Source organism: Streptomyces sp. NPDC017890 (assembly GCF_044328675.1).
Taxonomy (GTDB): Bacteria; Actinomycetota; Actinomycetes; order Streptomycetales; family Streptomycetaceae; genus Streptomyces.
Map to the genome: position 1 here is coordinate 75,949 of NZ_JBIRHU010000004.1, position 24,993 is coordinate 100,941.

Annotated in this window: 24 protein-coding genes; 10 read left to right on the plus strand and 14 right to left on the minus strand. The window is 71.2% G+C overall.

Going from position 1 to position 24,993, the window contains the following annotated elements:
- Positions 1-108 precede the first annotated feature (108 nt).
- A complete protein-coding gene (locus tag ACH4F2_RS06910) occupies positions 109-318 on the minus strand; it encodes a DUF397 domain-containing protein (protein WP_351391483.1) in 210 nt (69 codons plus the stop codon).
- Positions 300-1,142: a helix-turn-helix domain-containing protein gene (locus tag ACH4F2_RS06915; RefSeq protein ID WP_398131639.1), complete on the minus strand. Its 843-nt coding sequence runs from the start codon at positions 1,140-1,142 to the stop codon at positions 300-302. Before ACH4F2_RS06915 ends, ACH4F2_RS06910 begins: the two co-directional genes overlap by 19 nt.
- A 201-nt stretch (positions 1,143-1,343) precedes the next feature.
- On the opposite strand from ACH4F2_RS06915, the gene ACH4F2_RS06920 reads away from it, so the two are divergent.
- The 3 genes from ACH4F2_RS06920 to ACH4F2_RS06930 all read left to right on the plus strand — a co-directional run bounded on the left by ACH4F2_RS06920 (position 1,344) and on the right by ACH4F2_RS06930 (position 3,985).
- Positions 1,344-1,634 carry a hypothetical protein gene (locus tag ACH4F2_RS06920; protein WP_398131640.1) on the plus strand — a complete coding sequence of 97 codons (291 nt, stop codon included), beginning with the start codon at positions 1,344-1,346 and terminating at the stop codon, positions 1,632-1,634.
- Positions 1,631-1,882, plus strand: coding sequence for a hypothetical protein (locus ACH4F2_RS06925; protein ID WP_398131641.1), 252 nt, complete (start codon positions 1,631-1,633; stop codon positions 1,880-1,882). The genes ACH4F2_RS06920 and ACH4F2_RS06925 overlap by 4 nt, the downstream gene beginning before the upstream one ends.
- Before the next feature lie 162 nt (positions 1,883-2,044).
- Positions 2,045-3,985 carry a DNA/RNA helicase domain-containing protein gene (locus ACH4F2_RS06930; RefSeq protein ID WP_398131642.1) on the plus strand — a complete coding sequence of 647 codons (1,941 nt, stop codon included), beginning with the start codon at positions 2,045-2,047 and terminating at the stop codon, positions 3,983-3,985.
- 208 nt (positions 3,986-4,193) lie between these two features.
- On the opposite strand, the gene ACH4F2_RS06935 is transcribed toward ACH4F2_RS06930, so the two are convergent.
- The 9 genes from ACH4F2_RS06935 to bagB all read right to left on the minus strand — a co-directional run bounded on the left by ACH4F2_RS06935 (position 4,194) and on the right by bagB (position 13,219).
- Positions 4,194-4,946 (minus strand): DUF6182 family protein, encoded by a 753-nt coding sequence (locus ACH4F2_RS06935; RefSeq protein WP_398131643.1) that lies wholly within the window; start codon positions 4,944-4,946, stop codon positions 4,194-4,196.
- A 25-nt stretch (positions 4,947-4,971) separates the two neighbouring features.
- A complete protein-coding gene (locus ACH4F2_RS06940) occupies positions 4,972-6,102 on the minus strand; it encodes a hypothetical protein (protein WP_398131644.1) in 1,131 nt (376 codons plus the stop codon).
- On the minus strand, positions 6,099-6,965 hold the full coding sequence (locus tag ACH4F2_RS06945) for a class I SAM-dependent methyltransferase (RefSeq protein ID WP_398131645.1): 867 nt from the start codon (positions 6,963-6,965) through the stop codon (positions 6,099-6,101). Before ACH4F2_RS06945 ends, ACH4F2_RS06940 begins: the two co-directional genes overlap by 4 nt.
- Before the next feature lie 119 nt (positions 6,966-7,084).
- Positions 7,085-8,767 carry a GH3 auxin-responsive promoter family protein gene (locus tag ACH4F2_RS06950; RefSeq protein WP_398131646.1) on the minus strand — a complete coding sequence of 561 codons (1,683 nt, stop codon included), beginning with the start codon at positions 8,765-8,767 and terminating at the stop codon, positions 7,085-7,087.
- Position 8,768: 1 nt separating this feature from the next.
- Complete coding sequence (locus tag ACH4F2_RS06955; RefSeq protein ID WP_398131647.1) at positions 8,769-9,458, minus strand: dTMP kinase; 690 nt, start codon at positions 9,456-9,458, stop codon at positions 8,769-8,771.
- Positions 9,459-9,729: 271 nt separating this feature from the next.
- The gene (bagY, locus tag ACH4F2_RS06960) at positions 9,730-10,833 is read right to left on the minus strand and encodes a LuxR family transcriptional regulator BagY/FevT (protein ID WP_398131648.1); all 1,104 of its coding nucleotides are present in this window, start codon (positions 10,831-10,833) and stop codon (positions 9,730-9,732) included.
- 120 nt (positions 10,834-10,953) lie between these two features.
- Entirely contained in the window at positions 10,954-11,316 is a 363-nt protein-coding gene (locus ACH4F2_RS06965) for an SAV_915 family protein (RefSeq protein ID WP_398131649.1), read from the minus strand.
- Between the two features lie 4 nt (positions 11,317-11,320).
- On the minus strand, positions 11,321-12,427 hold the full coding sequence (bagC, locus tag ACH4F2_RS06970; protein WP_398131650.1) for a bagremycin/ferroverdin biosynthesis 3,4-AHBA synthase BagC/FevH: 1,107 nt from the start codon (positions 12,425-12,427) through the stop codon (positions 11,321-11,323).
- A gap of 18 nt (positions 12,428-12,445) precedes the next feature.
- Positions 12,446-13,219, minus strand: coding sequence for a bagremycin/ferroverdin biosynthesis DhnA-type aldolase BagB/FevI (gene bagB, locus ACH4F2_RS06975; RefSeq protein ID WP_398131651.1), 774 nt, complete (start codon positions 13,217-13,219; stop codon positions 12,446-12,448).
- Between the two features lie 168 nt (positions 13,220-13,387).
- Between bagB and bagA the strand changes: the two genes are divergently transcribed.
- The 7 genes from bagA to bagI all read left to right on the plus strand — a co-directional run bounded on the left by bagA (position 13,388) and on the right by bagI (position 21,476).
- Positions 13,388-14,977: a bagremycin/ferroverdin biosynthesis tyrosine ammonia-lyase BagA/FevW gene (bagA, locus tag ACH4F2_RS06980; protein ID WP_398131827.1), complete on the plus strand. Its 1,590-nt coding sequence runs from the start codon at positions 13,388-13,390 to the stop codon at positions 14,975-14,977.
- Positions 14,974-16,302: a bagremycin/ferroverdin synthetase BagE/FevW gene (bagE, locus tag ACH4F2_RS06985; protein WP_398131652.1), complete on the plus strand. Its 1,329-nt coding sequence runs from the start codon at positions 14,974-14,976 to the stop codon at positions 16,300-16,302. Before bagA ends, bagE begins: the two co-directional genes overlap by 4 nt.
- A 3-nt stretch (positions 16,303-16,305) precedes the next feature.
- The gene (bagF, locus tag ACH4F2_RS06990; protein ID WP_398131653.1) at positions 16,306-17,340 is read left to right on the plus strand and encodes a phospho-2-dehydro-3-deoxyheptonate aldolase BagF/FevY; all 1,035 of its coding nucleotides are present in this window, start codon (positions 16,306-16,308) and stop codon (positions 17,338-17,340) included.
- A gap of 133 nt (positions 17,341-17,473) precedes the next feature.
- On the plus strand, positions 17,474-18,850 hold the full coding sequence (bagG, locus tag ACH4F2_RS06995) for a bagremycin/ferroverdin biosynthesis FAD-dependent oxygenase BagG/FevA2 (RefSeq protein ID WP_398131654.1): 1,377 nt from the start codon (positions 17,474-17,476) through the stop codon (positions 18,848-18,850).
- A 130-nt stretch (positions 18,851-18,980) separates the two neighbouring features.
- Entirely contained in the window at positions 18,981-19,355 is a 375-nt protein-coding gene (gene bagZ, locus ACH4F2_RS07000; protein ID WP_398131655.1) for a bagremycin/ferroverdin biosynthesis copper chaperon BagZ/FevE, read from the plus strand.
- Between the two features lie 34 nt (positions 19,356-19,389).
- Entirely contained in the window at positions 19,390-20,313 is a 924-nt protein-coding gene (gene bagH / locus ACH4F2_RS07005; protein WP_398131656.1) for a bagremycin/ferroverdin biosynthesis o-aminophenol oxidase BagH/FevF, read from the plus strand.
- A 164-nt stretch (positions 20,314-20,477) separates the two neighbouring features.
- Positions 20,478-21,476 carry an AfsR/SARP family transcriptional regulator BagI/FevR gene (gene bagI, locus ACH4F2_RS07010; RefSeq protein WP_398131657.1) on the plus strand — a complete coding sequence of 333 codons (999 nt, stop codon included), beginning with the start codon at positions 20,478-20,480 and terminating at the stop codon, positions 21,474-21,476.
- A gap of 85 nt (positions 21,477-21,561) precedes the next feature.
- Here the strand turns inward: bagI and bagJ are convergent, their stop codons facing one another.
- The 3 genes from bagJ to bagL all read right to left on the minus strand — a co-directional run bounded on the left by bagJ (position 21,562) and on the right by bagL (position 24,951).
- A complete protein-coding gene (gene bagJ / locus ACH4F2_RS07015) occupies positions 21,562-22,920 on the minus strand; it encodes a bagremycin/ferroverdin transporter BagJ/FevB (protein ID WP_398131658.1) in 1,359 nt (452 codons plus the stop codon).
- The gene (bagK, locus tag ACH4F2_RS07020) at positions 22,917-24,365 is read right to left on the minus strand and encodes a bagremycin/ferroverdin biosynthesis FAD-dependent oxygenase BagK/FevA1 (RefSeq protein WP_398131659.1); all 1,449 of its coding nucleotides are present in this window, start codon (positions 24,363-24,365) and stop codon (positions 22,917-22,919) included. The genes bagJ and bagK overlap by 4 nt, the downstream gene beginning before the upstream one ends.
- A gap of 130 nt (positions 24,366-24,495) precedes the next feature.
- A complete protein-coding gene (bagL, locus tag ACH4F2_RS07025) occupies positions 24,496-24,951 on the minus strand; it encodes a MarR family transcriptional regulator BagL/FevM (protein ID WP_398131660.1) in 456 nt (151 codons plus the stop codon).
- Positions 24,952-24,993: the final 42 nt, after the last annotated feature.

The following is a 24,993-nucleotide window of genomic DNA, read 5'->3' on the forward strand; positions in this document are numbered from 1 at the left end:
TCACCGGCGACGACCTGCGTGCCTGGCGTCCGGCCAACAAGTAGCCAAGACGAGTACGGCAACGGTCCTCGCGGTAACGATCACCGCGAGGACCGTCGACATTCCGTGTCAGTCGCTCAGACGGCCGCTTTTGACGGCCCCCACGAACGAAGACCAGCCGCCGACCGGGAAGGCGAGCACCGGCCCATGCGGGACCTTGCTGTCTCGGACAGGAACGACCGCACCGAAGTCGTCAGAAACCTCAAGGCACTCCCCCCCGTCCTGGTTGCTGTAACTGCTCTTGCGCCAGGACACGATGCTCAGGTCGATGGATCGCACGGTGCTTCCTCCAACATGGCCAGGACAAACTTCCGCGACTCGGCCGGAGACAAGGCAAGGTCGCGCGTCGCATCGTAGGCACGTTGCAAACGCTCAACCGCAGCGTTCTCCTCGATGAGATCGCCTTGGTAGCCGTTCTCCATGTAGGCCACCGTACGTCCGTCGACCAGCCGCAGGAACATGACAGTGGCGTTCATCAGGCCATGCAAACCAGCGTCAAGCGGAAGCACCTGCATCGTCACATTCGCCCGCTCCCCCAACTCCACCACATGCTCCAACTGCTCCCGCCACTCCCCCGCATCCCGCAACGGCGTCCGCAGCACCGCCTCCGACAGGATTGTCCGGAACGGTGGCGCGTCCTCCGCCTCCAGCAACTCCCGCCGCCCCATCCGAGCCTCGACCTGCTGCTCCAGTTCCCTCTCATTCATCCCACCGGCCGCCAGCACCTCCCGCGCGTACCCCGGTGTCTGCAGCAGTCCCGGCAGGACGCTCACCGCGAAGTGCCACAGGCTCACCGCCTTGGCCTCCAGCGCCATGTACCGCCGGTACCGCTCGCGGAACTGCGTGTGGTCCCCTGCCGCAAGCTCCCACAGGGCGAGCAGCAGGCCCGGCGTGCCGTAGTGCGTGTCGAGGGCCTGGACGACCTCCGGGCTGCCCAGCGTCTCGCCCTTCTCCATCTTGCCGAACAGGGACCAGTCCCAGCCCAGCCGCTCCCCGAGCTGCCGCAGGCTCGTCCCGCTGCCCGCCCTCAGGGTGCGCAGTTCTTCGGCGAAGCGCTGACGTGGTTCCTGGCTGCGGCCGGTGATGACGCGTCGTTGCGGCATACGGCTGGCTCCCCTCCGGAAAGCTCGCGTGGACGGTGTGGAAGGTGTGGAACGACCTCGGGGACGCGGGGAAGCACGACCCCGTCCACGGCCTGGCCGCTCAGATCCCGGCGCATCCTCGTAACGCCCGGACTACGCAGCGTAATTCACCCAGCGCAGCCGGGTCCTGGAATCCGTAGGACTGGACCGACGAGGACGACGATGACCTCCACACCACGACACCCGGACCACACGACGGCGGTCGACCACCCAGCCGTCGCGGACAGCCCGCCACCCACCGCTCCGAAGGTCCAGGAGGCCCTCGACGCCCGTGACGCCCTCGCCTCCGCGCTCACCCGGGCCGGTATCCAGCTCCCGGCGATGGACATCCGCACCCCGTGGGTGGAGGACCGCGGGGACGATGCCCAGTACGCCCTCGTCCACCTCGGGGTGTGCTCGGCGCCCGTGGCCCTCATACTCGCGGACGTGATCCTGAAGGGGATCAGTACGTGACGGAGGACGGCGACCGGGGCGGAAGCCCGGGCGAGGTGCCGGCAGTGGGAGAGGCCGTGCGGGACACCGCCCGCGATCGGGTCGGCCGGGTCATGGGCCACGAAGGCCCGTACGTCCAGGTCCGGCCGCTCGGCGGTGGCCGCGAGTGGGATGCCGACCCGTGTCATGTCCGGACACTGGGTCAGGACGAGCTGCTGAGCGCCCTCCTCGCCGAGGTCAACGCCCGCTCCCGTCAGAGCACCAAGTGACCGTGCCGTCCGTCACCGGACGTGGCCGAACCCGTACGGAACCCCCTCCTCTTGATCGCCGCGCTCCCCTAGGATGTCGGCACAACATCTCAGCGGCCCGACGGGCTTCCTGATCCGCCATCGCACCCGCTCCACGGCGGTGCACGGCGGACACCGCAGGACATGCCCCCACCCGCACGAGTCTTCTTCGTGCTGCCTGGGGGCATTTCCTTGCTGTTCCGTGAGTCCGCGGCGTCCGTGGCCACCCGCATCCTCGAAGGATCACTGGCGCTGCATCTGACCGAGAACTTCTGCCACCTGCACGGGCGCAGGCCCGCACAGGCGGAGATACGGTCCTGGGAGCGCAGCCTTCCCGCTCTCGTCAACGCCCTCATGGAGGCCGGGCTCGGCGAGATCGAGGTGGTCATCGAGTACAGCCTGCCCCTCACCAGCAAGCGCGCCGACGCCGTGCTGGCCGGCGTGCACCCGACGACGGGGCAGCCGTCGTACGTCGTCGTCGAGTTGAAGCAGTGGAGCGAGGCCCACCCGGACGAGGACGACCCTCTCCTGTGCCGGCTCGACGCCTACCCGCAGCCCGTCCTCAACCCGATCGAACAGGTGCGGGGGTACTGCGAGTACCTGCTGTCGTTCAACGCGGCCCTGGAACGGATGCCCGGGTCGCTGGCCGGGGTGGCGTTCCTGCACAACGCGACCGAGTCCCGGATCGCGGGGCTGCGGAGCGTCGAGGAGGACCAGTACGGCCGGATGTACACGGCCGACCAGCGCGGGGCCCTCCTGGACTTCCTGCGATCCCGGCTGGCCGCCAAGTCCGGCGCGGAGGCCGCCGACCTGCTGAGGGACGCCAGGATCCGGCCGTCGAAACAGCTGATGGCGGTTGCCGCGGCCGAGATCCGGGACCGCGAGCAGTTCGTGCTCCTCGCCGAGCAGCGGGTCGCCTACGAGATGGTGATGTCCGCCGTGCGCAAGGCCAAGCGCGGCAACCACAAGAAGGTCATCGTGGTGACCGGCGGTCCCGGCTCCGGTAAGAGCGTCATCGCGATGTCGCTGCTGGGTGAGCTGTACCGGCGCGGGGAGACCGCTCTGCACGCCACCGGGTCGGCGTCCTTCACCAAGACGATGCGCAAGGTCGCCGGGCACAAGAAGCGCGAGGTGCAGAAACTCTTCATGTACTTCAACAGCTTCATGGACGCCGAGCCGAACGACCTCGACGTACTGATCTGCGACGAGGCGCACCGGCTGCGGAAGACCTCCGCCAACCGCTACACCAAGGCCGAGCTGCGTACGGGGCGTCCGCAGGTCTCGGAACTCATCGACGCGGCTCGCGTGCCGGTGTTCCTGCTCGACCAGCACCAGGTGGTGCGGCCCGGCGAGATGGGGACGAAGGAGGAGATCCAACGGGCCGCCGCCGCGGAAGGGCTCGACTGCACGGTGATCGAGCTGGACGGCCAGTTCCGGTGCGGCGGCAGCGACGCGTACGAGAAGTGGGTCGTCGACCTGCTCGGCCTGGAGGGCGGCACGCCCCACGTGTGGGAGCCCGACGGCAGACTGGAGCTGCGGACCGCCGAGAGCCCGCAGGAACTGGAGGACTTCCTCGTCGCCAAGCGCGCGGAGGGCTACGGCGCGCGGATGTCGGCCGGTTACTGCTGGAAGTGGACGACCAAGGTCACGCCCGAGATGACGGCGCTTCCCACCGACGTCGTCATCGGCGACTGGGCACGGCCCTGGAACGTGTACGGCGACCGGTCCGTTTTCGGAGCCCCGCCCGCGCCCCTGTGGGCCACCGAACCGGAGGGTTTCGGCCAGGTCGGCTGCGTCTACACCGCGCAGGGCTTCGAGTACGACTGGTCGGGCGTCATCATCGGTCCCGACCTGGTGTGGCGGACGGACCGGTGGGTCGTGGACCGGTCGGCGTCGAAGGACCCGATCTTCACCAAGGCGACGCCTGACAACGAGATCAAACGACTGATCCGCAACACGTACAAGGTGCTGCTGACGCGGGGCATGGTCGGCACGATCATCTACTCGACGGACCCGGAGACGCGGGAGAAACTGCGGTCGCTCGTCCATCCCGCGTCAGGGGTGCAGGCGCCCGCGCTGGTGTAGCCGGGCATGTGCGAAAAGTGGTCATGTGATGTGTCAGTGGTACGCCATCAGATCGAATGAGCCCGCGCAGCCGCCCGTCGGAGAGTGATCGTTCACGGCCCAGCAGCCGCCCCTGCTCCGCGATGTCATCGACATAGGTCGGCGGCTGCGACGGCCCGGCCGGCGTAGCCGTCCAAGGCCTCGGCGGCGGTGTCGGTGAGGGTGTCCGTCAGGCGTAGGCCGGTGGCGTGGGCCAGGGTCCGGGGCGGTCGTCGGGCCGGGGGTCACGACGGCCGTCGTGTTCCCCGGTCGCGGGCGTCGGGGCCGCTGCGGTGACGCCCGCGCAGGCGCGCAGTCGGCCGTCGGCCGCGTCCCGGTCGGGGACGACGCGCAGCATGGCGTAGGGTCCCTCGGCCGGGTCGAGCCGGGGCAGGTGCCGGAGCACGATCCCGGTGTCCGCGCCGATCAGCCCGGTCAGGACCGCCTCCGTCAGGGCGTGGTGGACGTGCACGAGGTAGTCGGCCAGGGACACCCGGGTGGTGACGACGTCGAGCCGTGCCGTGCGCGCGTCCGGGCCGGTGTCGGTCCGGGGCGGGATGTCGATCCGGGCGGGCAGCGGGGGCAGGTCGGCCGCGGGGAAGAGCCGCAGCAGGCGTCGCAGCGGCGGGGCTTCGGCGGTGTCCTCGGGCAGGGTCCACGCCATGGCGCCGTCCGCGCTGACGTGGTGGAAGGCGAACCGCGCACGGAGGTTGTCGGGGTTGCCGGAGAGGAAGACCGTGCGGGTGTACGCGCGCAGCCACGGCTCGCTCAGGGTGTCCGGCAGGTTCAGGGCGTAGCCCACCGCGGACTGCGCGAACGTCGTGGGCGCGAAGCGCCGCAGCACGACCGTCACGGCCGTCCGGCCCTGCCCGGGCGCCGGGCCGGCGTGCGCGGCCCGGACGCGGCGTTCGGCGTGCTCCGCGAGGTGCTGCTGGGTGAACATGGGCGGTGCCCCTTCTGCCGGGCGGTCAGAGATAGACGTCGGAGGCGACGGCGCGCAGCGGCACACGCTGGTGTCTGCGCAGCAGCGCGGAGGTGAGCCGGTAGGGGTCCACGTGGGCCCGCCCGCCGGTCTGCCGGCGCACGAACTCCAGAGCGTCCGGGGCGGACGGCGGGTCGTCGCGGGCGAGCAGTGCGGCGGCGCGCTCCACGGTCTGGCGCAGGAGGTCCTCGCGGTAGGACTGCCCGTTCTCGCCCTTGCCGAGCCCGGCGACGAAGTACAGCCTCATGCCGAGCCGGACGGCCTCCGGTGGCGCGTGGTCCCGCAGCGCGTCGGCCAGCCCGGCGACGGTGTGCGCGTGGGCGACGCCGTGGCGGCTGGAACGCACCTCGCCGTCGAGCGGAACCCGGTCCAGACAGACCCGGTGCGCACGGGCGCCGCCGAGCGCGCCGAGGAGTTTCTGCAGCAGGACGTAGTCCTCCGTCAGTTCGCGGTCGTGGAGCAGGACGATGTCGTCGTAGTCCTCCACCGCCGGCAGCAGATCGCGCAGGGCGCAGCCCAGGTAGTTGGGGCGGCCCGTGGCGGACGTGGCGGGGCGCAGGGGCAGGCCCTGGGCGGTGGCGTCCAGGTAGACGGGGCCGCCGTCGTCGCGCGTGTCCAGGCAGAGTCCGTGTTTGGCGAGCTGTTCGACCGTCTCCTCGAATTCGAGCCCCGGCCGCCGTGTCGCGGTCAGGCCCGGGTCGTGCATGCCGAGCCAGGCGAAGTGGCCGCGCCACAGCTCCAGCAGCCGCCGGCTCACCGGGTGGGTCCAGCCGGTCTGCTCGACGGCACGGACGTACGGCAGCAGGGCCGCGTCACCGGGCGGGTCGCCGCGGGACTGGAACTCCGTGTAGAGGACGCCCACTTCGTCCTCGGTGGCCGTGCTCAGATCGGCGTCGCCGTGGACGCGGTCGAGGTACTCCCAGAAGCCGGCGGTCTGCCGGGTGCCGTTGAAGGTCGTGTTGCTGTAGAGGTAGTCGACGTCGCGGTCGTGCAGCATCCGCGTGGCGCGGTACATGACGTCCACCCACAGCAGCCCCTTGAGGTGGCTGAGGCCGAGTGCCTTGGTGGGGGTGACGGTGATCGGTGCGATCAGCACCCTGGGGCGGGGCGCGGTCACCGGCGCCGGCCGTGGACGAGGAAGACGCGCCCGGCGTCGGCGACGTCCCGCGGCGGGACCGGGTCGGGCCAGCGGCCGAAGTCGGCGCCGGGCTCGCCGGGTTGCAGGACCGTCGCCTCGATGCCGTACTCGGCGAAGAGCGCCTCCGGCTCGTCGTGCCCGGACAGCCACGGACAGCCCCAGCTCTCGAACACCGCGAGCAGCGGCGCGACGGCGGGTGCGGTGAGGGCCGTGGCGCTGACCAGGTCCGCGGCGATCGTGCTGCCGGGCGCGGTGGCGTTCCGCACCCGGCGCAGCACCTGGCCGACCTGTTCCTCCGTGAGGTAGTAGAGGAGCCCTTCGAGCAGCCAGACCGAGGGCCGGCCGGGGTCGTAGCCGGCCTCGGTGAGCGCGGCGGTCCAGTCAGGGCCGAGCAGGTCGGCGCCGACCAGGTGCCGGGTCGCCCTCGGGGGTGCCGGCTCGGCGCGCAGCACCGATTCCTTGGCGGCGAGGACGGCCGTGCGGTCGAGTTCGAAGACGTCGACCGGGCACGGCCAGGGCAGCCGGTGGGCCCGGGTGTCCATGCCGGCCGCGGCGATCACGACCTGGGGGCGGTCGGTCTCCGCGACGCGGGCGAGCAGGAAGTCGTCGAAGTACCGGGTCCTGATGGCGTTGTAGGCGAACGTGCTCGGTACGGGCTTCGCGGGGCCGGTGCGGTTCGGCCGGGTGGCGTCGCCGATCCGGCCGAACAGGTCGGTGCCGAGGACGCCGGCCAGCCGGGCGGCGAACGGGTCCCGGAACAGGCGGTCCGGGCGCCGGCTCTCCTGTGCGCGCAGTGCCGCCGTCAGGAGGGAGGTCCTGGCGACCGCGTCGAATGTTTCCACGAGTGCTCCTTGAAGGTCGGGAAGGTGCCGAGCGGGCGCCGGGGCGGCGGCAGCCTCCAAAGAACCGGCCGCCGGAATCAGCCGCCGGTTCCGCCGGCGCCCGGCGGGTGCGGGCGCGCTCAGGCGTCGAGCAGCCGGCGCCACGCCGCGTCGTCGTTCTGGAAGACCCGGTCCTTGACCTGCGCCGGCCGCGTGCCCTGGGCGACCCTGGCCTGCCAGTCGGCGGCGAAGCCGCCGGGCGCCACGCGGTGCAGGTCCAGAGCGCCGAGGCGGGCGCTGGCGCGAGCCGCCCGGTATCCGGCGGACCGCCCGCCGAGCGCGGTGTCCAGGGCCCGGGCGAACGCCTCGGTCTCCTCGTGCGACCAGCGGCCGAAAGGCTCCGCGGCGAAGGCGTACCGCGGCGGGCCGTCCGCGCCGGGATCCGGCGTGCCCGGCCGCGCGGTGCGCCCGGTCACCCGGCAGGTGGCGTTGCGGATCTCCAGGCCGGTGGCGCGCGTGGCGTCGTGCAGGGCGCTCACCACGTGCCCCTCGCGCAGCCGCTCGCCGGCGGCGTCGGACAGGGTGCGCCGGCCGGCGTACTCGAGCCGGGGCACGCCCCCGGCGCGGTCCACGACGCGCACCACGTCGCCGAGGGCGTACCGGTAGAGGCCGCCGACGTGGCTGAGGACGACGTGGTACTCGCCGCCCGTCGCCAGTTCGTCGCAGAGCAGCGTGTCGCTGCCGGGTGTCAGTTCGTCGTCGGCGTCGACGAACTCCAGCAGTCCGCCGGTGACCGCGGGCGAGCCGGCCGTGGGGTGCCGGTCCAGCGCCACGGCGACGAAGCCCTCCGACGCCGCCGCGGGGGCGGGCAGTGCGCTCACGCCGGGCCCGAACGCCTCGCGCAGCCGGGGGAGGTAGAGCGAGGCCAGTCCGGTGGTCCAGCAGAACAGGAGTTCCATGCGCGGCCATACGTGGGTGGGCAGCGGGGCGCCGGCGCGTTCGGCGAGCCGGTCCAGGAGCCTGGCTCGTTCCGGGTCGGGCGCGGGTCCCGGACGGCCGTCGACCGTGCCGTCGTGCACGTCCTTGACCAGGCGCGGCCACCACTGGACCAGTTGGTGGGGCAGTGCGGCCACCACGGCGGGGTTGATGCCGATGACGCAGCGCACGTCGTGCGCCATGGCGGCGCGCAGCCGTACGTAGCCGCGCAGCAGGTGGTCGGCCGGATCCACGAACGACGGCAGGGTGCTCCAGGGGGCGCGGCTGCCCGGTTCCGCCGACAGCCGCTCACCGAAGGCCTGGCCGAAGTCGACCTGGCTGGCGCCGAGATGGGGGTGGCCGGAGGGGGTCGCGGCCGGAGCGGGCGCGGGGTCGTGCTTGAGGTTGAGCGTGGCGTCGGGCCTGCGGACGGCTTCCGGGTGGTGCTCGACGATGTTCGCCCAGGCCGCGTAGTAGGGCGGGAAGAAGCAGGTCCGCATGAATTCCCGGGTGACCGGTATCCGTTTGCTGTCGCCGGTGCTGCCGCTGCTCTTGAAGAAGACCACGGGGGGATCGGCGCTCAGCACGTTCGGCCGGCCTGCGGCGGCGGCCTCCATCCAGGGGCCGAGGGCCGCGTAGTCGGCGATGGGGACGGCCGCGCGGAAGTCGTCGACACCCCGGCAGCGGGCGAAGCCGTGGCGCCGTCCGAACTCGGTGTCGGCGTTCGCGCTCAGCAGGTGCCGCAGGGCGCCGTCCTGTGCCGCTCGCACGTCGCCGAGCGCCTTCCGCAGCCCGTCCCGCTCGGCCAGCACCCGTTCCCGGTAGGCGGGGAACAGTTCTTCTCCCATGTCAGGCACCGACCCGGTGTCCCGTCGCGCGCTCCACGGCATCGACGACGTGGTCGATGCCGGAGCCCGGTTCGAGGGTGGTCAGGTTCATGCGCGACGCCTCCGCGCGCAGCAGGTCGCGCAGATCGTCCTGGAACCGGGTGAACGCTTCCTCGGTGGGAGTGTCGCCGTAGTGCTCCATCGGGTTCAGCGCCGCTCCCCGCCCGCTGCGCTCCCAGGCGACGGCGGACGGGACGTCGAGGTAGACGACCCGTCCGGGCCTCGGGAACGACCGCCACCAGGAGAACAGCGACGGATTGGCGTATCCGAGCAGCGTGCACTTGGCCATGATCTTCAGGTAGTAGGAGTCCACGATCACCGGCCGTCCGGGCGGAGCGCCGGTCACGCGGTCGCGCATGTGCACCACGGCCAGCTGCATCAGGGTGAGGAGGATGTCCGGCGAGTAGCGTCCGGCCGGCGCCCCCAGCGCCTCGGGCAGCAGTTCCCGGCGGGCTCGGCCGATCAGCGCGTAGTCGGTGTCGAGCGGCGTCTGGTCGCAGGTGACCACCGTCCAGCGACCGCTGTCGGCCAGACGCCGCAGCACCGACGACTTGCCCGAGTAGTCCGGGCCCAGCAGAACGGTGAATCCCGGGCCGTCGGCCCCGGGCGGCGCGTACGGCGGGGCGCCGTACGGCATGGGTGAGGTCGGCATCTTCACTTCCTGGTAGCTGATCCGCTGCCCGCCCGAGCACGTGCCGGGTTGCGCACGGCCGCGCACGCGCGGGCACGGCGGCTCGGACCGCGGCCCGCGCGGGGCCGCAGTGCGGTCGGTTCTTCGGGTTGTGTCGGTTCTTGGGCGCGCCGGGTCCCGGTTCCGCCGCCCGGTCCGCGGCGGACCGGGGCCCATGCGGTTGTCGTTCGGATCAGGCCGGCCTCGGGCAAGGGCGCCCCGCGCGACCCCTGGCAGGAGCCGACGACGCTCCCTAACTCCGCCGGGTGGAGGACGGGCCCATGGGCTCGTAGTACTCGGTGAACAGCTGGCCCACCAACTCGCCGCGGCTGGACACGCCGAGCTTCTCGAAGATCGCCTTGATGTGGTCGCGCACGGTGTGCGGCGACAGCCGGAGCTCCTCGGAGATCCCGCTGGTGGACAGACCGCGCGCCACCTGCCGGGTGACCTCGAGCTCCCGTTCCGACAGCTCGTAGGCCTGCACGACGAGCGGCGTGACGTCGGAGACCGGTGCGCGTTCGATGATCACCGCGGAGACGCCCAGGCTCCCGTCGGACCCGCGCAGGCAGGACGCGTGGCACACGAGCCAGCGGCCGGTGCGGGTGCGCATCCTGATCCGCGCGGTGTCCCCGCCGCGCTCCTCGGCGATGGCCCTGGCCCGCATCGCGGTGCCGTGCACCCACAGGGGTATGCGCAGACCGAGTGCGGTGAGCGACGCGGGGCCCTGCGGCATCTCCTCGAGGTAGCGCCGTGCCTCGTCGTTGGCCGAGACGAGGGCGCCCTCGGCGTCGAACAGCAGCAGCCCGGTGCCGGTCAGGGCGTCGCCGGAGGGCTCGGGGCGCTGTTTGGCGTACGCCCTGATCAGGCGGGCGATCGGCGTGCCGAGGTCCTCTATGAACCTGCGCTCCCCGGTGGAGAACTCGGCCCGGCCCTTCTCACGGAACAGGCTGACGTACCCGTGGGGCCGGCCGTCCACCCGCAGCACGGCCCGCAACTCGTCGTGCACCCCGCGCGGCGCCAGAAAACCCCGGTACAGGGAGCTGCGCTCGGGCTCGCCCCCCGTGGTCTCCCACAGGCTGGCCACCGGCACCGGCGCCAGCGCGAGGTCCCGGAACAGGTTGATCTTCTCCGTGAACAGCTCGTACTGCCAGTAGACGGCACAGCTGTGATCCTCGATGTTCTCCGCGAAGATCGGCGACGTGATCATGCCGGTCTCCGGGTCGGTGGCCCGCCAGACCGCGGCGTCGTACGGGATCGCCCTGCGCAGTTGCGTCGCGAGCGTGCTGAACAGCGTGTGCGGGCTGTCTGCACGTCCGGCACGTGAGAGGAGTTCGTCGCGACCGAGCGCAGTGGGCATCTCCGGCACTCCGTTCCGGGGTGGTCTACGGGTGATGAGGTAAGCCTTGCCTGTCCCAACCTGCTACCACCGTACGCTACTTGACGATCGCGGGCCGGTGACGGCGGCCGGAGCCCACCGTCACCACACCTCGTCCGGCAGCCACTGCGCGTACCGCCGAGGACCGGCCAGGACGGGCCCGTCCTCGCGGAAGTCCACGGCCGACAGGTCGGCCGCCTCCGGCATCCTCGGCATTTCCGGTCCGACGTAGAGCGCGTCGATCCGGACCTGCTCGATTCCCAGTGGCCGGAGCAGCGCCAGGAGTGCGGGCCGGGACAACCGGATCCACCGCTGGGTGGGGCCCAGCGCGGCGTGGAGCCGTTCCTCGCCGGTGAAGGCGAGGCCGACCCGCTCCTGGCCGGCACCCGGCCGGGCCGTACGCACGACGGCCGCCGCGCCGTCGAGGTCGCCGACCCGGACCGGGACATACAGGAGCGTGTCCACTACGTCACGTCTCGAGGCAGAACTCGTCGAGCGGGTAGCCGACGTGCCGGTCCTCCGTCGGCAGGAAGCCGAGCACCTTGTCGCCGGGCTTGAGCTCGGTGCTGTTGAGGACCTTGCCACCCGGGCCGAGCACCCGCACGTGCCAGTCGTCCTGCAGGATCAGATTGACCTCGCGGCCGTCGGCGGAGACCGCGTTCACCGAGATCAGCGGCCTGGTCTCGATCTTGACCCGGCCGACGGTGACGAGCCGGGTACGTCCCTCGACGTCCGACGCCACGACCTTGCTGCCGGCCTTCAGCTCGCTGAGGTAGTTGGTACGGCCGTCCTTGGACAGCGTGTACGAGTGGATGGCGCCGGCGTTCACCCGGAACGGGCGGGTCGGCATGTACGGCAGCGGGTGCGTCTCGCTGACGCACAGGATCATGCCCTTGGAGTGCGACCCGACCAGGATGCCCTCGTCCTCACGGAAGTAGGTGCAGGTGTCGACGCAGGCGCGCTCGCCCATGCCGACGTGCTCCGTGCCGACGACCTCGAGCTCGGTCAGGGTCAGGTCGGGGGTCTCGGCGTTGACCACGGTCTTCAGCGCGGTGGCGTCGCCGACCTTGCGGGGCGCCATCATCACGCCGTCGGAGCCGTGCTCGAGGACGCCGAAGATGATCTCGGCCTCCTCCACGTCGGCCGCCACCGTGATCAGGCTGCCCCGGGAGGCGGCGGACGCCGCGATGACGATCTCCAGCGGGATCTTGGTCGGGTCGCGGAACAGCAGCAGGCTCCACTGCTCGCTGCGCGCCGACTGACAGGCGTCCTCCAGCGTCTTCGCGTCGACGATCTCCACGAACCGGCCGAATTCCAGCTCCGGGTGCTTGAGCTTCAGCTCGGCGGGGGTGACTTTGTGGAAGTCGGGCTCCACGATGACCACGGTGGCCTCGCCGAAGTCCTCCGGAAGGGCCTTGCCGCGGGGGAACAGCACCTTGGTGACGGTCGGAGGCAGGCCCTCCAGGGATGCCGGGTCCGCCGCGACGATGCCGTCGACCCGCTGATGCAGCGCCTCCTGGACGATGGCGTCCCGCGCCTCGTCGACGCCTCGGATGTCCAGCCAACTGAGCTTCATGTGCAGGGCTCCTAGAGGTCACACACTGTGGATGAGATCGGCCAGCTTGGCGGCCATGACGCCGGGATCGGGCGCCTCGAAAACGTTGCGGCCCATGGCCACACCCGCGACGCCGGCACTCAGCGCCTCGCCGACGTGGGCGAGAACCTGGCCCTCGTCGTCGTTGCGCGGGCCGCCGACGGTGATGACCGGGACGGGAGAGCGGGCGACGATCTCCTTCATCTCCGTCACCGAGCCGACGTACGGCGCCTTCACCAGGTCGGCGCCGAGATCGGCGGCCAGGGTCACCGCGTGCGCCACCAGGGCGGGGTCGCGCGGATCGGTGATCCTGGGGCCGCGGGGGTACATCATCGCGAGCAGCGGTACGTTCCAGCGGTCGCAGGCTTCGGCGACCGCCGCCAGATCGGATATCTGCCGCTGCTCGCCGTCCGAACCCAGGTTGACGTGCACGCTCACCGCGTCCGCGCCCAGCCGCAGGCTCTCCTCGACGCCGGCCACCAGGTACTTGGCGTCCGGGTCGGAAGCGTGCACGGTGCTGGCGCTCAGATGGACGATGAGCGAGGTGCCGGCGAACCAGGTGGGGTCGACGTGCCGGAGACTGCCCTTGTGCAGGACGATCGCGTCCACCCGGTTGGTGGCCAGCCGGCCCACGAGTGCGTCGAGCCCCTCGCCGCCGGTGATCGGTCCCTGGCTCACCGAATGGTCCATCGGCACGATCAACAGCCGTTCGGAATCGTTTCGGTAGAGGCGCCGCAGGCGGAGCCGCCTGCCGAACGCGCCATTGGAGATCATGGGGTTTCCTCATTTCTCCGTGCCGGTCTTGGATCAACCCTGAAGAGGGCGGGTATCTTCGGCGTCTCATCCGCATATCGCGTGCGGCGCCTTTCCGATATCGACGGGAAACATCAGCGGTCAAGACTCGTGGGCAACCGGCGAGAAAGGTGTCCACAAGTGACGACCATGAAGATTGACGGCCACGGCCTGAGCATCACCGAGACCGTGGCCGCCGCATCCCGCGAAGGTTCTGAATTCTCGGTCTCCGAGGACGCGTTGCGGGCGATGAACGCCTCCCGGAACCTGAAGCTGGAGATCCTCGCGACCGGCAAGCCCATCTACGGGGTGACGACGGGTTTCGGTGACAGCGTCAACCGGCAGATATCGCCGGAGAAGACCGCACGGCTGCAGAACGAGCTGATCCGCTACCACCTGAACGGAACCGGCCCGCTGGCCTCCGACGAGGTCGTGCGCGCCACCCTGCTGATCCGCGCCAACTGCCTGGCCCGGGGCAACTCCGGCGTCAGTCTCCCCGTCGTGGACCTGCTGCTGGACTTCCTCCGGCACGACATCCTGCCGACCGTTCCCGAGCGCGGCTCGGTCGGTGCCAGTGGTGACCTGGTCCCGCTCTGCTACCTCGCCTACGCCCTGACGGGCCAGGGCAAGGTGCGCTACCGCGGCGAGACGCGGCAGACCGCGGAGGTGCTGGCCGAGCTGGGCCTCGAGCCGGTGACGCTGGAGGCCAAGGACGGGCTGGCGCTGATCAACGGCACCTCCTTCAGCTCGGCGTTCGCCGTCCTGAACACCGAGGCGGCGGCCGAACTCGCCGACGTGGCCGACATCTGCACCGCGCTGGCCAGTGAGGGAATGCTCGGCAACCGGGGCCATTACGCGCCGTTCATCCACAACGAGAAGCCGCACAGCGGCCAGGGCGCCAGCGCCGCGTTCATCCACCAGATGCTGGAGGGTTCCTCGCTGGCGATGACGTACGACCAGGTCGTCGACCTGAACGTTCCGCTGGACGGCCGGCACTACCAGAAGCTCGCGCGCAGCATCCAGGACCGTTACTCGCTGCGCTGCGCCCCGCACGTCAACGGCGTGCTGCGGGACATGCTCGACTGGGTCCGCACCTGGATGACGGTGGAGATCAACTCCTCCAGCGACAACCCGCTGTTCGACCCGTCCACGGGCGCCGTGTACAGCGGCGGCAACTTCTACGGCGGGCACGTCGTCACCGCGATGGACTCGCTGAAGACGGCCGTCGCCGGCGTCGCCGACCTGCTCGACCGGCAGCTCGCGCTCCTGGTCGACGAGAAGTTCAACAACGGCCTCACCCCGAACCTGATCGCCCGGGTGGACGACGACGACACCGAGGCCGGGCTCCAGCACGGTTTCAAGGGCATGCAGATCGCCTGCTCGTCGCTCACCGCCGAGGCGCTCAAGCACGCGGGCCCGGCCTCCACCTTCTCCCGCTCCACCGAGGCCCACAACCAGGACAAGGTCAGCATGGCCCCGATCGCGGCGCGCGACGCGCGCAACGTGATCGAACTGACCCGTGAGGTCGCGGCCATCCATCTCCTCGCCGCCTGCCAGGCCGTCGAGCTGCGCGGCGTCGACGAGATGAGCCCGCGCACCAAGGCCGTGCACGCGCGCATCCGCAAGGAGGTCCCCTTCGCCGCCAAGGACCGGCAGATGGACGGCGACATCGCCGCGGTCGTGGAGATGATCGCCTCCGGCGCCATCACCGAGGCCGCTTCGGCGGGAGGGGATCTGTGACCGTCGCCCTGAACGCCGAAGCGGCCTTCTCCGGTCCGGCGTCCGGCGCGCTGCCGGCCATCGGCGACTGGAAGACCTTCGACGAACTGCGGGCGCTGCAGCGTGAGCGGATCGGGCCGACGCTGCGCCACGCCCTCGGCTCGCCGTTCTACGCCGGGCGTCTGGAGGCCGGGCAGGAGCTGTCCACGGTGGGTCTCACCGGGAAGTCGGACCTGCGCGACAGCTACCCCTTCGGCATGCTCGCCGTGCCCAGGGAGCGCCTGGCCTCCTACCACGAGTCCAGCGGCAGCACCGGCAACCCGACCCCCGCCTACTTCACCGAGGCGGAGTGGACCGACCTCGCCGACCGGTTCGTCCGCAAGACCGTGCCGCTCGGTCCCGAGGACACCATGCTGGTGCGCATCCCCTACGGGCTGGTGCTCGCCGGGCACATGGCCCACTGGGCGGCCATGCGCGGCGGCGCGACCGTCGTCCCCGGCGACTGCCGCTCGCTCGCGGTGCCCTATTCGCGGGTCGTGCGCGTGCTGCGCGACCTCGAAGTGACGCTGACCTGGTCGACGCCGAGCGAGAGCCTGTTGTGGGTCGCGGCGGCCAAGGCCGCCGGCTGTCCCGCCGACTCCTTCAAGTCGCTGCGGGCGCTGTACGTGGCGGGCGAACCGATGAGCAACGCGCGCCGCCGCCGGATCGAGGAGATCTGGGGCGCCCCGGTCATCGAGGAGTACGGCTGCACCGAGGTCGGCCCGCTGGGCAGCGACTGCCCGTACGGCCGGATGCACTTCTGGGCCGACCGGGTGCTGCCGGAGATCTACGACCCGCAGACCGGGGAGATCGCCGCCGAGGGCGCCGGGCAGCTGGTCATCACCCCGCTGTACCGCGAGGCGATGCCGCTGGTGCGCTACAACCTCGAGGATCTGGTGGAACTGCGGTACGAGGACTGTGCCTGCGGCTGGAAACTCCCCACCGTGCGGGTCATGGGCCGGCTCGGCCAGGGCTACACGGTCGCCGGGCGGCGTCTCGGGCAGATCCAGGTGGAGGAGTTGGTCTACCGGCTTCCCGCCTCCCACGGCGTGCTGTTCTGGCGGGCCAGGGCCGAACGGGACCGTCTGGTCGTCGAGTTCGAGGCGCCCGGCCCGGACGGTGCGGAGGCCGCCGCGACGCTCGCCGCCTCCGTCGAGGCGGAGCTCGGGGTGCCCTGCGTGGCCGGCGCGGTGCCCGAGGGCACGCTGGTGCCGACCGCGTTGCTGGCGGAGCAACTGGACGCCATGAAGCCGCGCAAACTGTTCGGGCCCGACGAGGACTGGGGGCAGGCCGTTGTCCGGGGTTGAGACATGGTGATCGTGATGACGCCGCAGGCCACGGCGTCGGACGTAGCCGCGGTCGTCGCGCGGGTCGAGTCGGCGGGCGGCGAGGCCTTCGTCAGCCGCGGGACGAGCCGTACCGTCGTCGGACTGGTCGGCGACGTCGAGGAGTTCGGCACGCTCAGCCTCGGCGCCCTGCGCGGGGTCGCCGAGGTGGTGCGCATCTCGGTGCCGTACAAGCTGATCAGCAGGGAGAGCCACCCGGACCGCTCGGTGGTCCGGGTGGGCGGGGCGCCGATCGGCCCCGGCTCGCCGACGCTGATCGCCGGGCCCTGCGCGGTGGAGACGCCGGAGCAGACGCTGCGGGCGGCGCTGATGGCCCGGGCGGCCGGCGCGACCGTCCTGCGGGGCGGCGCCTTCAAGCCCAGGACCTCCCCCTACGCCTTCCAGGGCCTGGGTGAGGCCGGACTGAGGATCCTCGCCGACGTGCGCGCCGAGACCGGCCTGCCCGTCGTCACCGAGGTCGTCGACGCCCACGACGTCGAACTGGTCGCCTCGTACGCCGACATGCTGCAGATCGGCACCCGCAACGCGCAGAACTTCGCGCTGCTGCAGGCCGTCGGGGACGTGGGCAAGCCGGTCATGCTCAAGCGGGGGATGTCCGGGACCATCGAGGAGTGGCTGATGGCCGCCGAGTACGTCGCGCAGCGCGGCAACCTCGACATCGTGCTGTGCGAACGCGGCATCCGGACGTTCGAGACGGCCACGCGCAACACCCTGGACATCTCCGCCGTGCCCATCGTCCAGCGGCTGTCGCACCTTCCCGTCATCGTCGACCCCTCGCACTCGGGCGGGCGGCGCGACCTCGTGCTCCCCCTGACCCGGGCGGCGCTGGCCGTCGGCGCCGACGGGGTCATCGTCGACGTGCACCCCGACCCGGCGACCGCGCTGTGCGACGGGCCCCAGGCGCTCGTCCACGAGGACCTGGAGGAGCTCGGCGCGGCCATGCGCGGCGAGACGGCCGCGGGGCGCCGGGTCCTCGACGAGGTCGCCTCCCTCCCGTAACGGCGAGACGGCCGCCGGGTCCGGCCCGGCGGCCGTCTCGCCGCATCCTCCTCAAACGGGGGATGGGATGCGGCCCCCGCGGTTGAAAGAGTCCTTCCGTCCCGCCAAACAACCGGGTCCGGGAGGACTGAGGATGACGACAGGCAAGAGCATCGAGAAGCCGGCCGCGGCGGAGCTCTCCGAACGGCTCCGGGGCCGGGTCCTGCTGCCCAAAGACAACGACTTCGCCCCGGAACTGGACGGGTTCAACCAGATCACCGAGCACTCTCCGGACCTGATGGCGGTCGTGGCAGGAGCCGATGACGTACGCGAGGCCGTGTCCTTCGCCGCCGCCCGCGGGATGCCGATCGCCGTCCAGGCCACCGGCCACGGCCCGTCGACCGCGGCGGACGGCGGGCTGCTGATCAACACCCGCCGGATGCGCGGCGTGCGCATCGACCCCGTCGCGCGGACGGCCCGGGTCGAGGGCGGCACGCAGTGGTTCGAGGTGGTCGCGGCGGCCGCCGAGCACGGCCTCGCCCCGCTCAACGGCTCTTCGCCGCTGACCGGGGTGATCGGCTACACGCTCGGCGGCGGCCTCGGGCTGATGGCCCGCAAGTACGGCTATGCCGCCGACCACGTCACCGCCCTGGAGATCGTCACGCCCGACGGGCAGTCGCACCGGGCCACCGCCGAGAAGGACACCGACCTCTTCTGGGCCGTGCGCGGCGGCAAGGGCAACTTCGGCGTCGTCACCGCCCTCGAGTTCGGCCTCGTCCCGGTGGAGCGGCTGTACGGCGGCGGGCTGTTCTTCGCCGGCGAGGCCGCCGCGGAGGTGCTGCACGCCTGGCGCGAGTGGGCCGCGTCCGCGCCGGAGGACCTCACCTCCTCGCTGGCGCTGCTGCGGCTGCCGGACGTCGAGGCGATCCCGCCCTTCCTGCGCGGCCGGCTGACCGTGCACGTCCGGATCGCCTACCTGGGCTCGGCCGAGGACGGCGAGAAGCTGGTCGGGCCGCTGCGCGCCGCCGGTCCGCTGGTCGTCGACACCCTGGCCGACATGCCGTACACCAGGTGCGGAGAGATCCACAACGACCCCACCGAGCCGATCCCCTACAGCGAGCGGTCGCTGATGCTCCGCGAGCTGGACGACGCGGCCGTGCGCGCGCTGCTGGAGCTGGCGGGTCCGGGCGCCGACTGCATCGACCTGGCCGTGGAGCTGCGGCAGCTGGGCGGCGCGGTCGGCCGGCCGCCGAAGACGCCCAACGCCGTCGACCACCGGGACGCCGCCTTCGCGCTGTCGACCCTCTCGCTCCCCGACAACCGGCCCCCTCTCGTGGTGGACGGAATGGCCGCGTGGGGCACCGGGCGGCGCTATCTCAACTTCCTGGCCAGTCCCGACACCGCGCACCTCGCCGAAAGCGGCTACGAACCGGCCACCTTCGCCCGGCTGGCCGAGATCAAGGCCCGCGTCGATCCGCACAATCTTTTCCGTTTCAACCACAACATCGCGCCGCGTCACCAGCGGGTTTGACGCGAAAGGAGCCGCTCGGCGCGGCCGCGGGCGCGGCACCACCGGCGCGATAGCCCGCCGATACATCCCATTGCAAGGCTGGCCGGGACGAATACCACCGTTTGGTGGTTTGTCAATCGGGAGGACAACAGTGAAACGACGTGACGTGATGAAGGGCATGGCGGGCGCCGTCGCGGTCGCGGCGGCGCCCGCCGCCGTCATCCACGCGGGCAACACCTGGGCCGCCGCGAACGACGACACGGCCGTCACCGGGGCGGCCGGGGAAGAGCCGGCGGACCTGTACACCGAGCAGTACAAGGGCCGCACGATCACCGTGTCGAAGAGCACCGAGAAGGTGCACATCGACGGCAACGAACTGCACCTGATGAAGCTGGGCGAGGGCGCCTACCTCAGCTCGATGTGCCACTACCGGTTCGAACCCACCCCGCTGGCCGCCGGCAGGCAGGCCGTCGACGAACTGCGCGGGGCGAACCTGCTGCCTTCCGGCGGCCACCACCACGCCTGACCGGGCCGCGAGAGAACCGAGAAGGAAGAAGCCGATGGTTCCCGTTCGCAAGAACCACCTCAACATGACCGCCACGGAGAAGAGACGCTTCATCCGTGCGCTGCTGCGGGTCAAGGAGACAGGCGTCTACGACGAGCTGGTCCGGCTCCACATAAAGATCAACTCGGGTGACTACCTGGACAAGGACGGCGGCGTCGGCAAGCGCTGGGGTCACATGAGCCCGGGCCTGTTCCCGTGGCACCGCCAGTACCTGCTGATCCTGGAGCGGGCACTGCAGCGGGTCGACCCCACCGTCACCATCCCGTACTGGGACTGGACCAAGGACCGCAGTCCCGACTCGCCCCTGTGGGCCGACAACTTCATGGGCGGCAACGGCCGTCCCGGCGACGGCATGGTCATGACCGGCCCGTTCGCCCGGTGCAACGGCTGGAAGCTCAACGTCAGCGTGGTGCCGGTCGGCGAGGAGCACCCGGCGTTCAACGGCAACTACACCGCGGACGACCGGGACTACCTGGTCCGCGACTTCGGCACCACCAACCCCGACCTGCCGACGACGAAGGAACTGGAGGACACTCTCGCCATCCCGACGTACGACACGCCGCCCTACAACTACACCTCGGGGTACGGCACCGAGACGCAGTCCCTGCGCAACCACCTGGAGGGGTACGCGAAGTTCCCCCACGAGGCCAACCTCGGCAAGCTGCACGGCGCCGGCCACACCTGGGTGGGCGGCCACATGCTGTACATCGGTTCGCCGAACGACCCCATCTTCTTCATGCACCACTGCTTCCTCGACAAGGCCTGGTCGATCTGGCAGAAGCAGCACCCGGACGTTCCGCAGTACCTGCCGGTGGAAGAGCACCCGGACGTCCCCTCGCTGCACACGAAGCTCGCGCCCTGGTACACGATGACGCCGGCCGATCTGCTGGACCACACGAAGTTCTACCGTTACGAATAGCGTTATCCTGGTACCGGGAACAGCTGGCACAACGAAATTCCTGTGCCGTCCATGACAGTTGCCATCGACATCCCACCGATGCCGGTGGCAACTTCATTGGCACAGTTACCGGCGTTTACACGCCCACGCGTCATTACTCGCACATCACTGCCGGGGGTATGGATATGTGCGCCGACTACGCATTCCGAATACTTGGCCCGCTGTTCGTGGCAAACGGCGGGGAACAGATTGAAATAGGCGGTATCCGTCGCCAGAAGTTATTGGCGGCTCTGCTTCTTCAACCGAATCAGATGGTCAGCCTCGACCGGCTCGTCGATGCCATGTGGGACGACAAGCCGCCCGCGTCCGCCCACGGACAGATCCGCATCTGCGTCTCCGGCCTTCGCCGCCTGCTCAGGGGAGGCGAACGCGACAGTGTGATAGAGACGCACCCCTCCTGCTATCGGATCAGTGTCCGCGACGAGGACTCCCTGGACCTGTTCACGTTCGAGCGGCTGGTCTCCCAGGGACGGGCGATGGTCCGCGACAACCAGCTGGAACGCGCCGAGACGCTGCTGAAGTCCGCGCTCGCGCTGTGGCGCGGACCGGTCGTGGCCGGCCTCGACAGCTCGGCGCTGGCCTCGCTCGTCGTCAAGCTCCACGAGGACCGGCTGACCGTGCAGGAGGAGTACTTCGACGTGGCGCTGAAGCTGGGGCGCCACCAGCAGATCATCGGCGATCTGACTGGTTTCGTCACCGACAACCCCTTCCGGGAACGCGCCTGCGCCCAGCTGATGCTCGCGCTGTACCACTCGGGCCGTCAGGCGGACGCCCTGGAGACGTTCCGCACCATCAGGATGCGGTTCTCCGAGGACCTCGGCATCGAGCCGGCGCGTGACCTGCACGTCCTGCACCAGTCGATCCTGGTCGGCCGGCTCTCCTCGGCGGCCACACGTCCTTCGGACCTACTGACGCCATCCCCCCTGCGCCCGAACGGTCATCAGGGCCGTCCGGCCGGCGTCGCGCTGCTCTCACGGACCTCGCCGAACACCGTCGGCGGCGATCCGATGGAGCAACTGCGACTGGAGAACGACCTGCTCCGCGTGGAACGCGACGGGCTCCGCCGGATCCTGTCCCTGTGGCTGGACCTGAACGACGCCGATGCGGGCCTCGCGGCCTCCTGAACCCGTCGCACCGCGACGCCCCTCCCCCTGGTCCCCGACGGAGCGGACCAGGGGGAGGGGCGTTCTCATGCCGGCGCCGTACGCGTCAGGCTTCCTGCTGCGCCCGGGCGGGCGGGAGCGTCAGGGCGATCAGACCGGCCAGCAGCGGGAGCGCCGCGACGACGGCGAGTGCGCTGGTGAGGTCCATGTGCTCGGAGAAGGTTCCGGCCGCGGCCGAGCCGATACCGCCGCCGACGAAGAACAGCAGGTTGAGCACGCCCATGGCGCCACCGCGCTGAGCGGGCTCGAGCCGGCTGGAGAGCACGGCGGTGGTGAGCACCTGAGTGGCGGCGAAGGTCGCCATGCCCATGGAGGTGCCGATGAGCATGACGACGATGCCGCCGTCGACGAGGCCGACGATGCCGAGGAACACCGCGCAGCTGACGGCGGTCCCGGCGAGCAGCAGGCTGCCGCCCTTGCCGACGGTGAGCTTGCTGGCCACGCGGGCGGCCACGGCGCCGACGACCGCGCCCGGCAGCAGCCAGGCGCCGATCTTGAACACACCCCAGCCGTACTGCAGGGTGAGGATCTGCGGCACCGCGTACATCGCGGCGAACAGGCCGGCGTAACCGCCCACGCCGATCATCGCGGAGGTCAGGAAGGTCCGGTCGGTGGCCAGTTCACGCGGGAGGAACCCGTCGGGCCGCCTGCCGATCTGCATCAGCAGGCCGGCCACCGACACCACGAGGAGCACCGCCAGCCCGATCACCAGCGGGGTGTCGAGGTCGAGGGAGGAGGCCTGGATGAGCAGCAGCAGCGAGGTCGCGCCGGCGCCCAGCAGGACGCCGCCGGTCACGTCGACGGCCTTGCCGTAGCCGGGGCGGGAGGCCGCGAGCTCCAGGCAGAAGGGCACCAGCAGCAGCGAGAGCGCCGGCAGCACCAGGGTCAGCCGCCAGTCCAGCCAGTCCGTCACCATGCCGCCCATGAGGGTGGCGGTGGAGGAGAACAGTGCCATGGAGGCGCCGAAGATGGCCAGGATCTTCGTCCGGTGTTCGGGCGCCGCTCCCGAAGCGAGCGTGAGGGCGCTGGAGGTCATGGCGCCGGAGCCGGCCGCCTGCACGAACCGGCCGGCGATCAGGGTGCCGAAGTCCTGGGCGATCAGGCACAGCACCGCGCCCGCGGCGAGGAACAGGGCGCCGGTGAGAAGGGTGTTGCGCACCCCCCACTTCTCGGAGAGCCGCCCGAAGAACGCGGTGCCCACGCCGAGCGCGAGGGCGTGCGCCGTCAGCACCCAGCCGGCGACGGCCGGGCGGACCTCCATCTCCATGGCGACGTCGGGCAGCGCCACGCCCGCGGCGGTCACTCCGAAGATCACGGGGCCGAAGAGGGCTCCGAGCCTGAGCCCGGTCAAACCCGCACCGGGTGCGGTTCGCGGCGGGGCCTGCACCGCGCTGTTGGTCGTCATCGAGAGTCGTCCCTTCCAGATTTCGTGAGGTGCGCCGAGTCGGCGTCGTCGTGTGGTCGAGGGCTCTTGACGCGGGGCGTTCGGACGGCCCTCACGCGCGGCGAGATGGTGTGGTTGAACCGGAAGAGGTTCTCCGGGTCGTACCGGGCCTTGATCTCGCCCAGCCGCGCGTAGTCGGCGGGCGCGTAGCCCCGGTCGGCCAGCCGGGCGGTGCCCGGTCCGGCGACGAAGTTGAGGTGGTTGCGGCCCGTTGCGCGGTGCGCCATGCCGTCCACGACGTGTTCCGGGCGTCCGCCGGGCAGTCCGAGCGTGGTCAGGCAGTACAGGGCGTCGCGGTGGTCGGCCGCGCCCGGCTCCGCGACCGGCCGGCCGAGCGCACCGCCCATGTGCCGGAGCTCGACCATGACGTCCGTGCAGCCGCTGCCGGGACCGGCGAGGCGGAGCAGGTCGTCGACCGCGTCCGGGCCCAGCTCCCGCAGCATGGCGGAGCGTTGGCCGTAGGGGATGGGGAAGGCCGGATCCTGGTGAATGTCCGCGAAGCGGGTGTACGGCATCTCCCCCAGCGTGTCCGCGAGCGCCGGGGCGACGGTTCGCAGGGGTCTGACCAGTCGCTCCCCCTCGTCGCCCGGGCCGAGGTGGGCGACGCGGACGTGCACCACGAGCCCGCCGCGGAGGAAGGGGGCGATCGGCTCCCGGTCGGGCATTCTCAGCAGCGCCAGCGAGGAGGCTGTCTCCTGGGGCACGTACTCCGTCCACGACCGCCAGGCATGCAGCACCTCGGCGGCGCTGTCGCCGGGGAAGAAGAGGCCGCCGCCGTAGAGCCGGGTGACCGGCACGAGCCCGAACTCCAGGGCCGTCACCACGCCGAAGTTGCCCTTGCCGCCGCGCAGCGCCCAGAAGAGGTCCGGGTGACGCCGCGCGGTGGCGGTGCGGGGCCGTCCGTCGGGGGTGACGATGTCCACCGCCGTGACGTGGTCGGCGGCGAGGCCGTACGCCCGGGACAGCAGTGCCAGTCCGCCGCCCAGGGTGTAGCCGACGACCCCCACCAGCGGTGAGGAGCCGCTCAGCGGGGCGAGTCCGTGGACGGCGGCCGCGTCGACGACCTGCTGCCAGCGCGCACCGGCCTCGGTCCGGGCGACCCGGGCCACCGGGTCGATGGTCACGCCGGTCATCCGGCGGGTGTTGATCAGCAGCCCGGTTCCCTCGGTGACACGCGAGGGACCGTGGCCGGTCGCCTGGACCGCCGTCGGCAGGTCGGTCTCGGCGGCGAAGGCGACGGCCTCGCGCACCTGCGTGGCGTCCTGTGCGCCGAGGACCATCGCGGGCCGGTGCCGCAGGATCCGGTTGTACCCGGCGACCTCGGCCGCGTACCCCTCGTCGCCGGGCCCGAGCACCGGACCGGAAAGGCGGCCGGCAAGCCTTTGCGCGGTTGCCGGTCTGTACATGCGTCAGCCCTCCCAGGCGGAGCCAGTCGGTTCGCTGATCACACTTCCAGCGCCGGCTCGGAGGGCCCATCCCTCTATTGAGGGGAAGTGGGCTGCGGCCCTCTATTGAGGGGAAGTGGGCTGCGGCCCTCTATTGAGGGGAAGTGGGCTGCGGCAGGTCGCCCAGGACGCGGAGCATCTCGACCAGCTGCCTCGTCCGTTCCTCGCCCAGCGACTCCTCCACCCGTGCGTGCAGCCGCTCGGCCTCCTCGACCGCCTCGGTCAGGCGCCGGAGGCCGGCGTCGGTGAGGGCGACGATGCGGCGCCGGCGGTTCGCCGGGTCCATCTCCTTGGTCACCAGGCCGCGCGCCTCCAGGCGGTCCAGCAGGACGGTGAGCGTGGAACGGTCGACGGCGGCCAGGGCCCCCAGCGCGGACTGGTCCAGGCTGCCGTGGTCGTCCAGGGCGAGCAGCACCGCGAACTGAGGGCTGGTCAGGTCGGGCAGGCGCTGCTGCCACAGCGTCGTCCACGCCTGTCCGGCCCGGCGCAGCTGATGCGGCAGCGCCTCTTCCAGTTGTGGCCGGGGTCGAGGGCTTGTGTTCGTCATGACGACCAGTATATTCAGTACAAGGATATTCCGTACACGGAA

Excerpts from the sequence above, each read along its gene's own strand:
- ACH4F2_RS06915 (WP_398131639.1), bottom strand. The coding sequence starts at position 1,142 with ATGCCGCAACGACGCGTCATCACCGGCCGCAGCCAGGAACCACGTCAG.
- ACH4F2_RS06920 (WP_398131640.1), top strand. The coding sequence starts at position 1,344 with ATGACCTCCACACCACGACACCCGGACCACACGACGGCGGTCGACCAC.
- ACH4F2_RS06930 (WP_398131642.1), top strand. The coding sequence starts at position 2,045 with ATGCCCCCACCCGCACGAGTCTTCTTCGTGCTGCCTGGGGGCATTTCC.
- ACH4F2_RS06935 (WP_398131643.1), bottom strand. The coding sequence starts at position 4,946 with ATGTTCACCCAGCAGCACCTCGCGGAGCACGCCGAACGCCGCGTCCGG.
- ACH4F2_RS06950 (WP_398131646.1), bottom strand. The coding sequence starts at position 8,767 with ATGGGAGAAGAACTGTTCCCCGCCTACCGGGAACGGGTGCTGGCCGAG.
- ACH4F2_RS06955 (WP_398131647.1), bottom strand. The coding sequence starts at position 9,458 with ATGCCGACCTCACCCATGCCGTACGGCGCCCCGCCGTACGCGCCGCCC.
- bagY (WP_398131648.1), bottom strand. The coding sequence starts at position 10,833 with ATGCCCACTGCGCTCGGTCGCGACGAACTCCTCTCACGTGCCGGACGT.
- bagC (WP_398131650.1), bottom strand. The coding sequence starts at position 12,427 with ATGAAGCTCAGTTGGCTGGACATCCGAGGCGTCGACGAGGCGCGGGAC.
- bagB (WP_398131651.1), bottom strand. The coding sequence starts at position 13,219 with ATGATCTCCAATGGCGCGTTCGGCAGGCGGCTCCGCCTGCGGCGCCTC.
- bagA (WP_398131827.1), top strand. The coding sequence starts at position 13,388 with ATGAAGATTGACGGCCACGGCCTGAGCATCACCGAGACCGTGGCCGCC.
- bagF (WP_398131653.1), top strand. The coding sequence starts at position 16,306 with ATGGTGATCGTGATGACGCCGCAGGCCACGGCGTCGGACGTAGCCGCG.
- bagG (WP_398131654.1), top strand. The coding sequence starts at position 17,474 with ATGACGACAGGCAAGAGCATCGAGAAGCCGGCCGCGGCGGAGCTCTCC.
- bagH (WP_398131656.1), top strand. The coding sequence starts at position 19,390 with ATGGTTCCCGTTCGCAAGAACCACCTCAACATGACCGCCACGGAGAAG.
- bagI (WP_398131657.1), top strand. The coding sequence starts at position 20,478 with ATGTGCGCCGACTACGCATTCCGAATACTTGGCCCGCTGTTCGTGGCA.
- bagJ (WP_398131658.1), bottom strand. The coding sequence starts at position 22,920 with ATGACGACCAACAGCGCGGTGCAGGCCCCGCCGCGAACCGCACCCGGT.
- bagK (WP_398131659.1), bottom strand. The coding sequence starts at position 24,365 with ATGTACAGACCGGCAACCGCGCAAAGGCTTGCCGGCCGCCTTTCCGGT.
- bagL (WP_398131660.1), bottom strand. The coding sequence starts at position 24,951 with ATGACGAACACAAGCCCTCGACCCCGGCCACAACTGGAAGAGGCGCTG.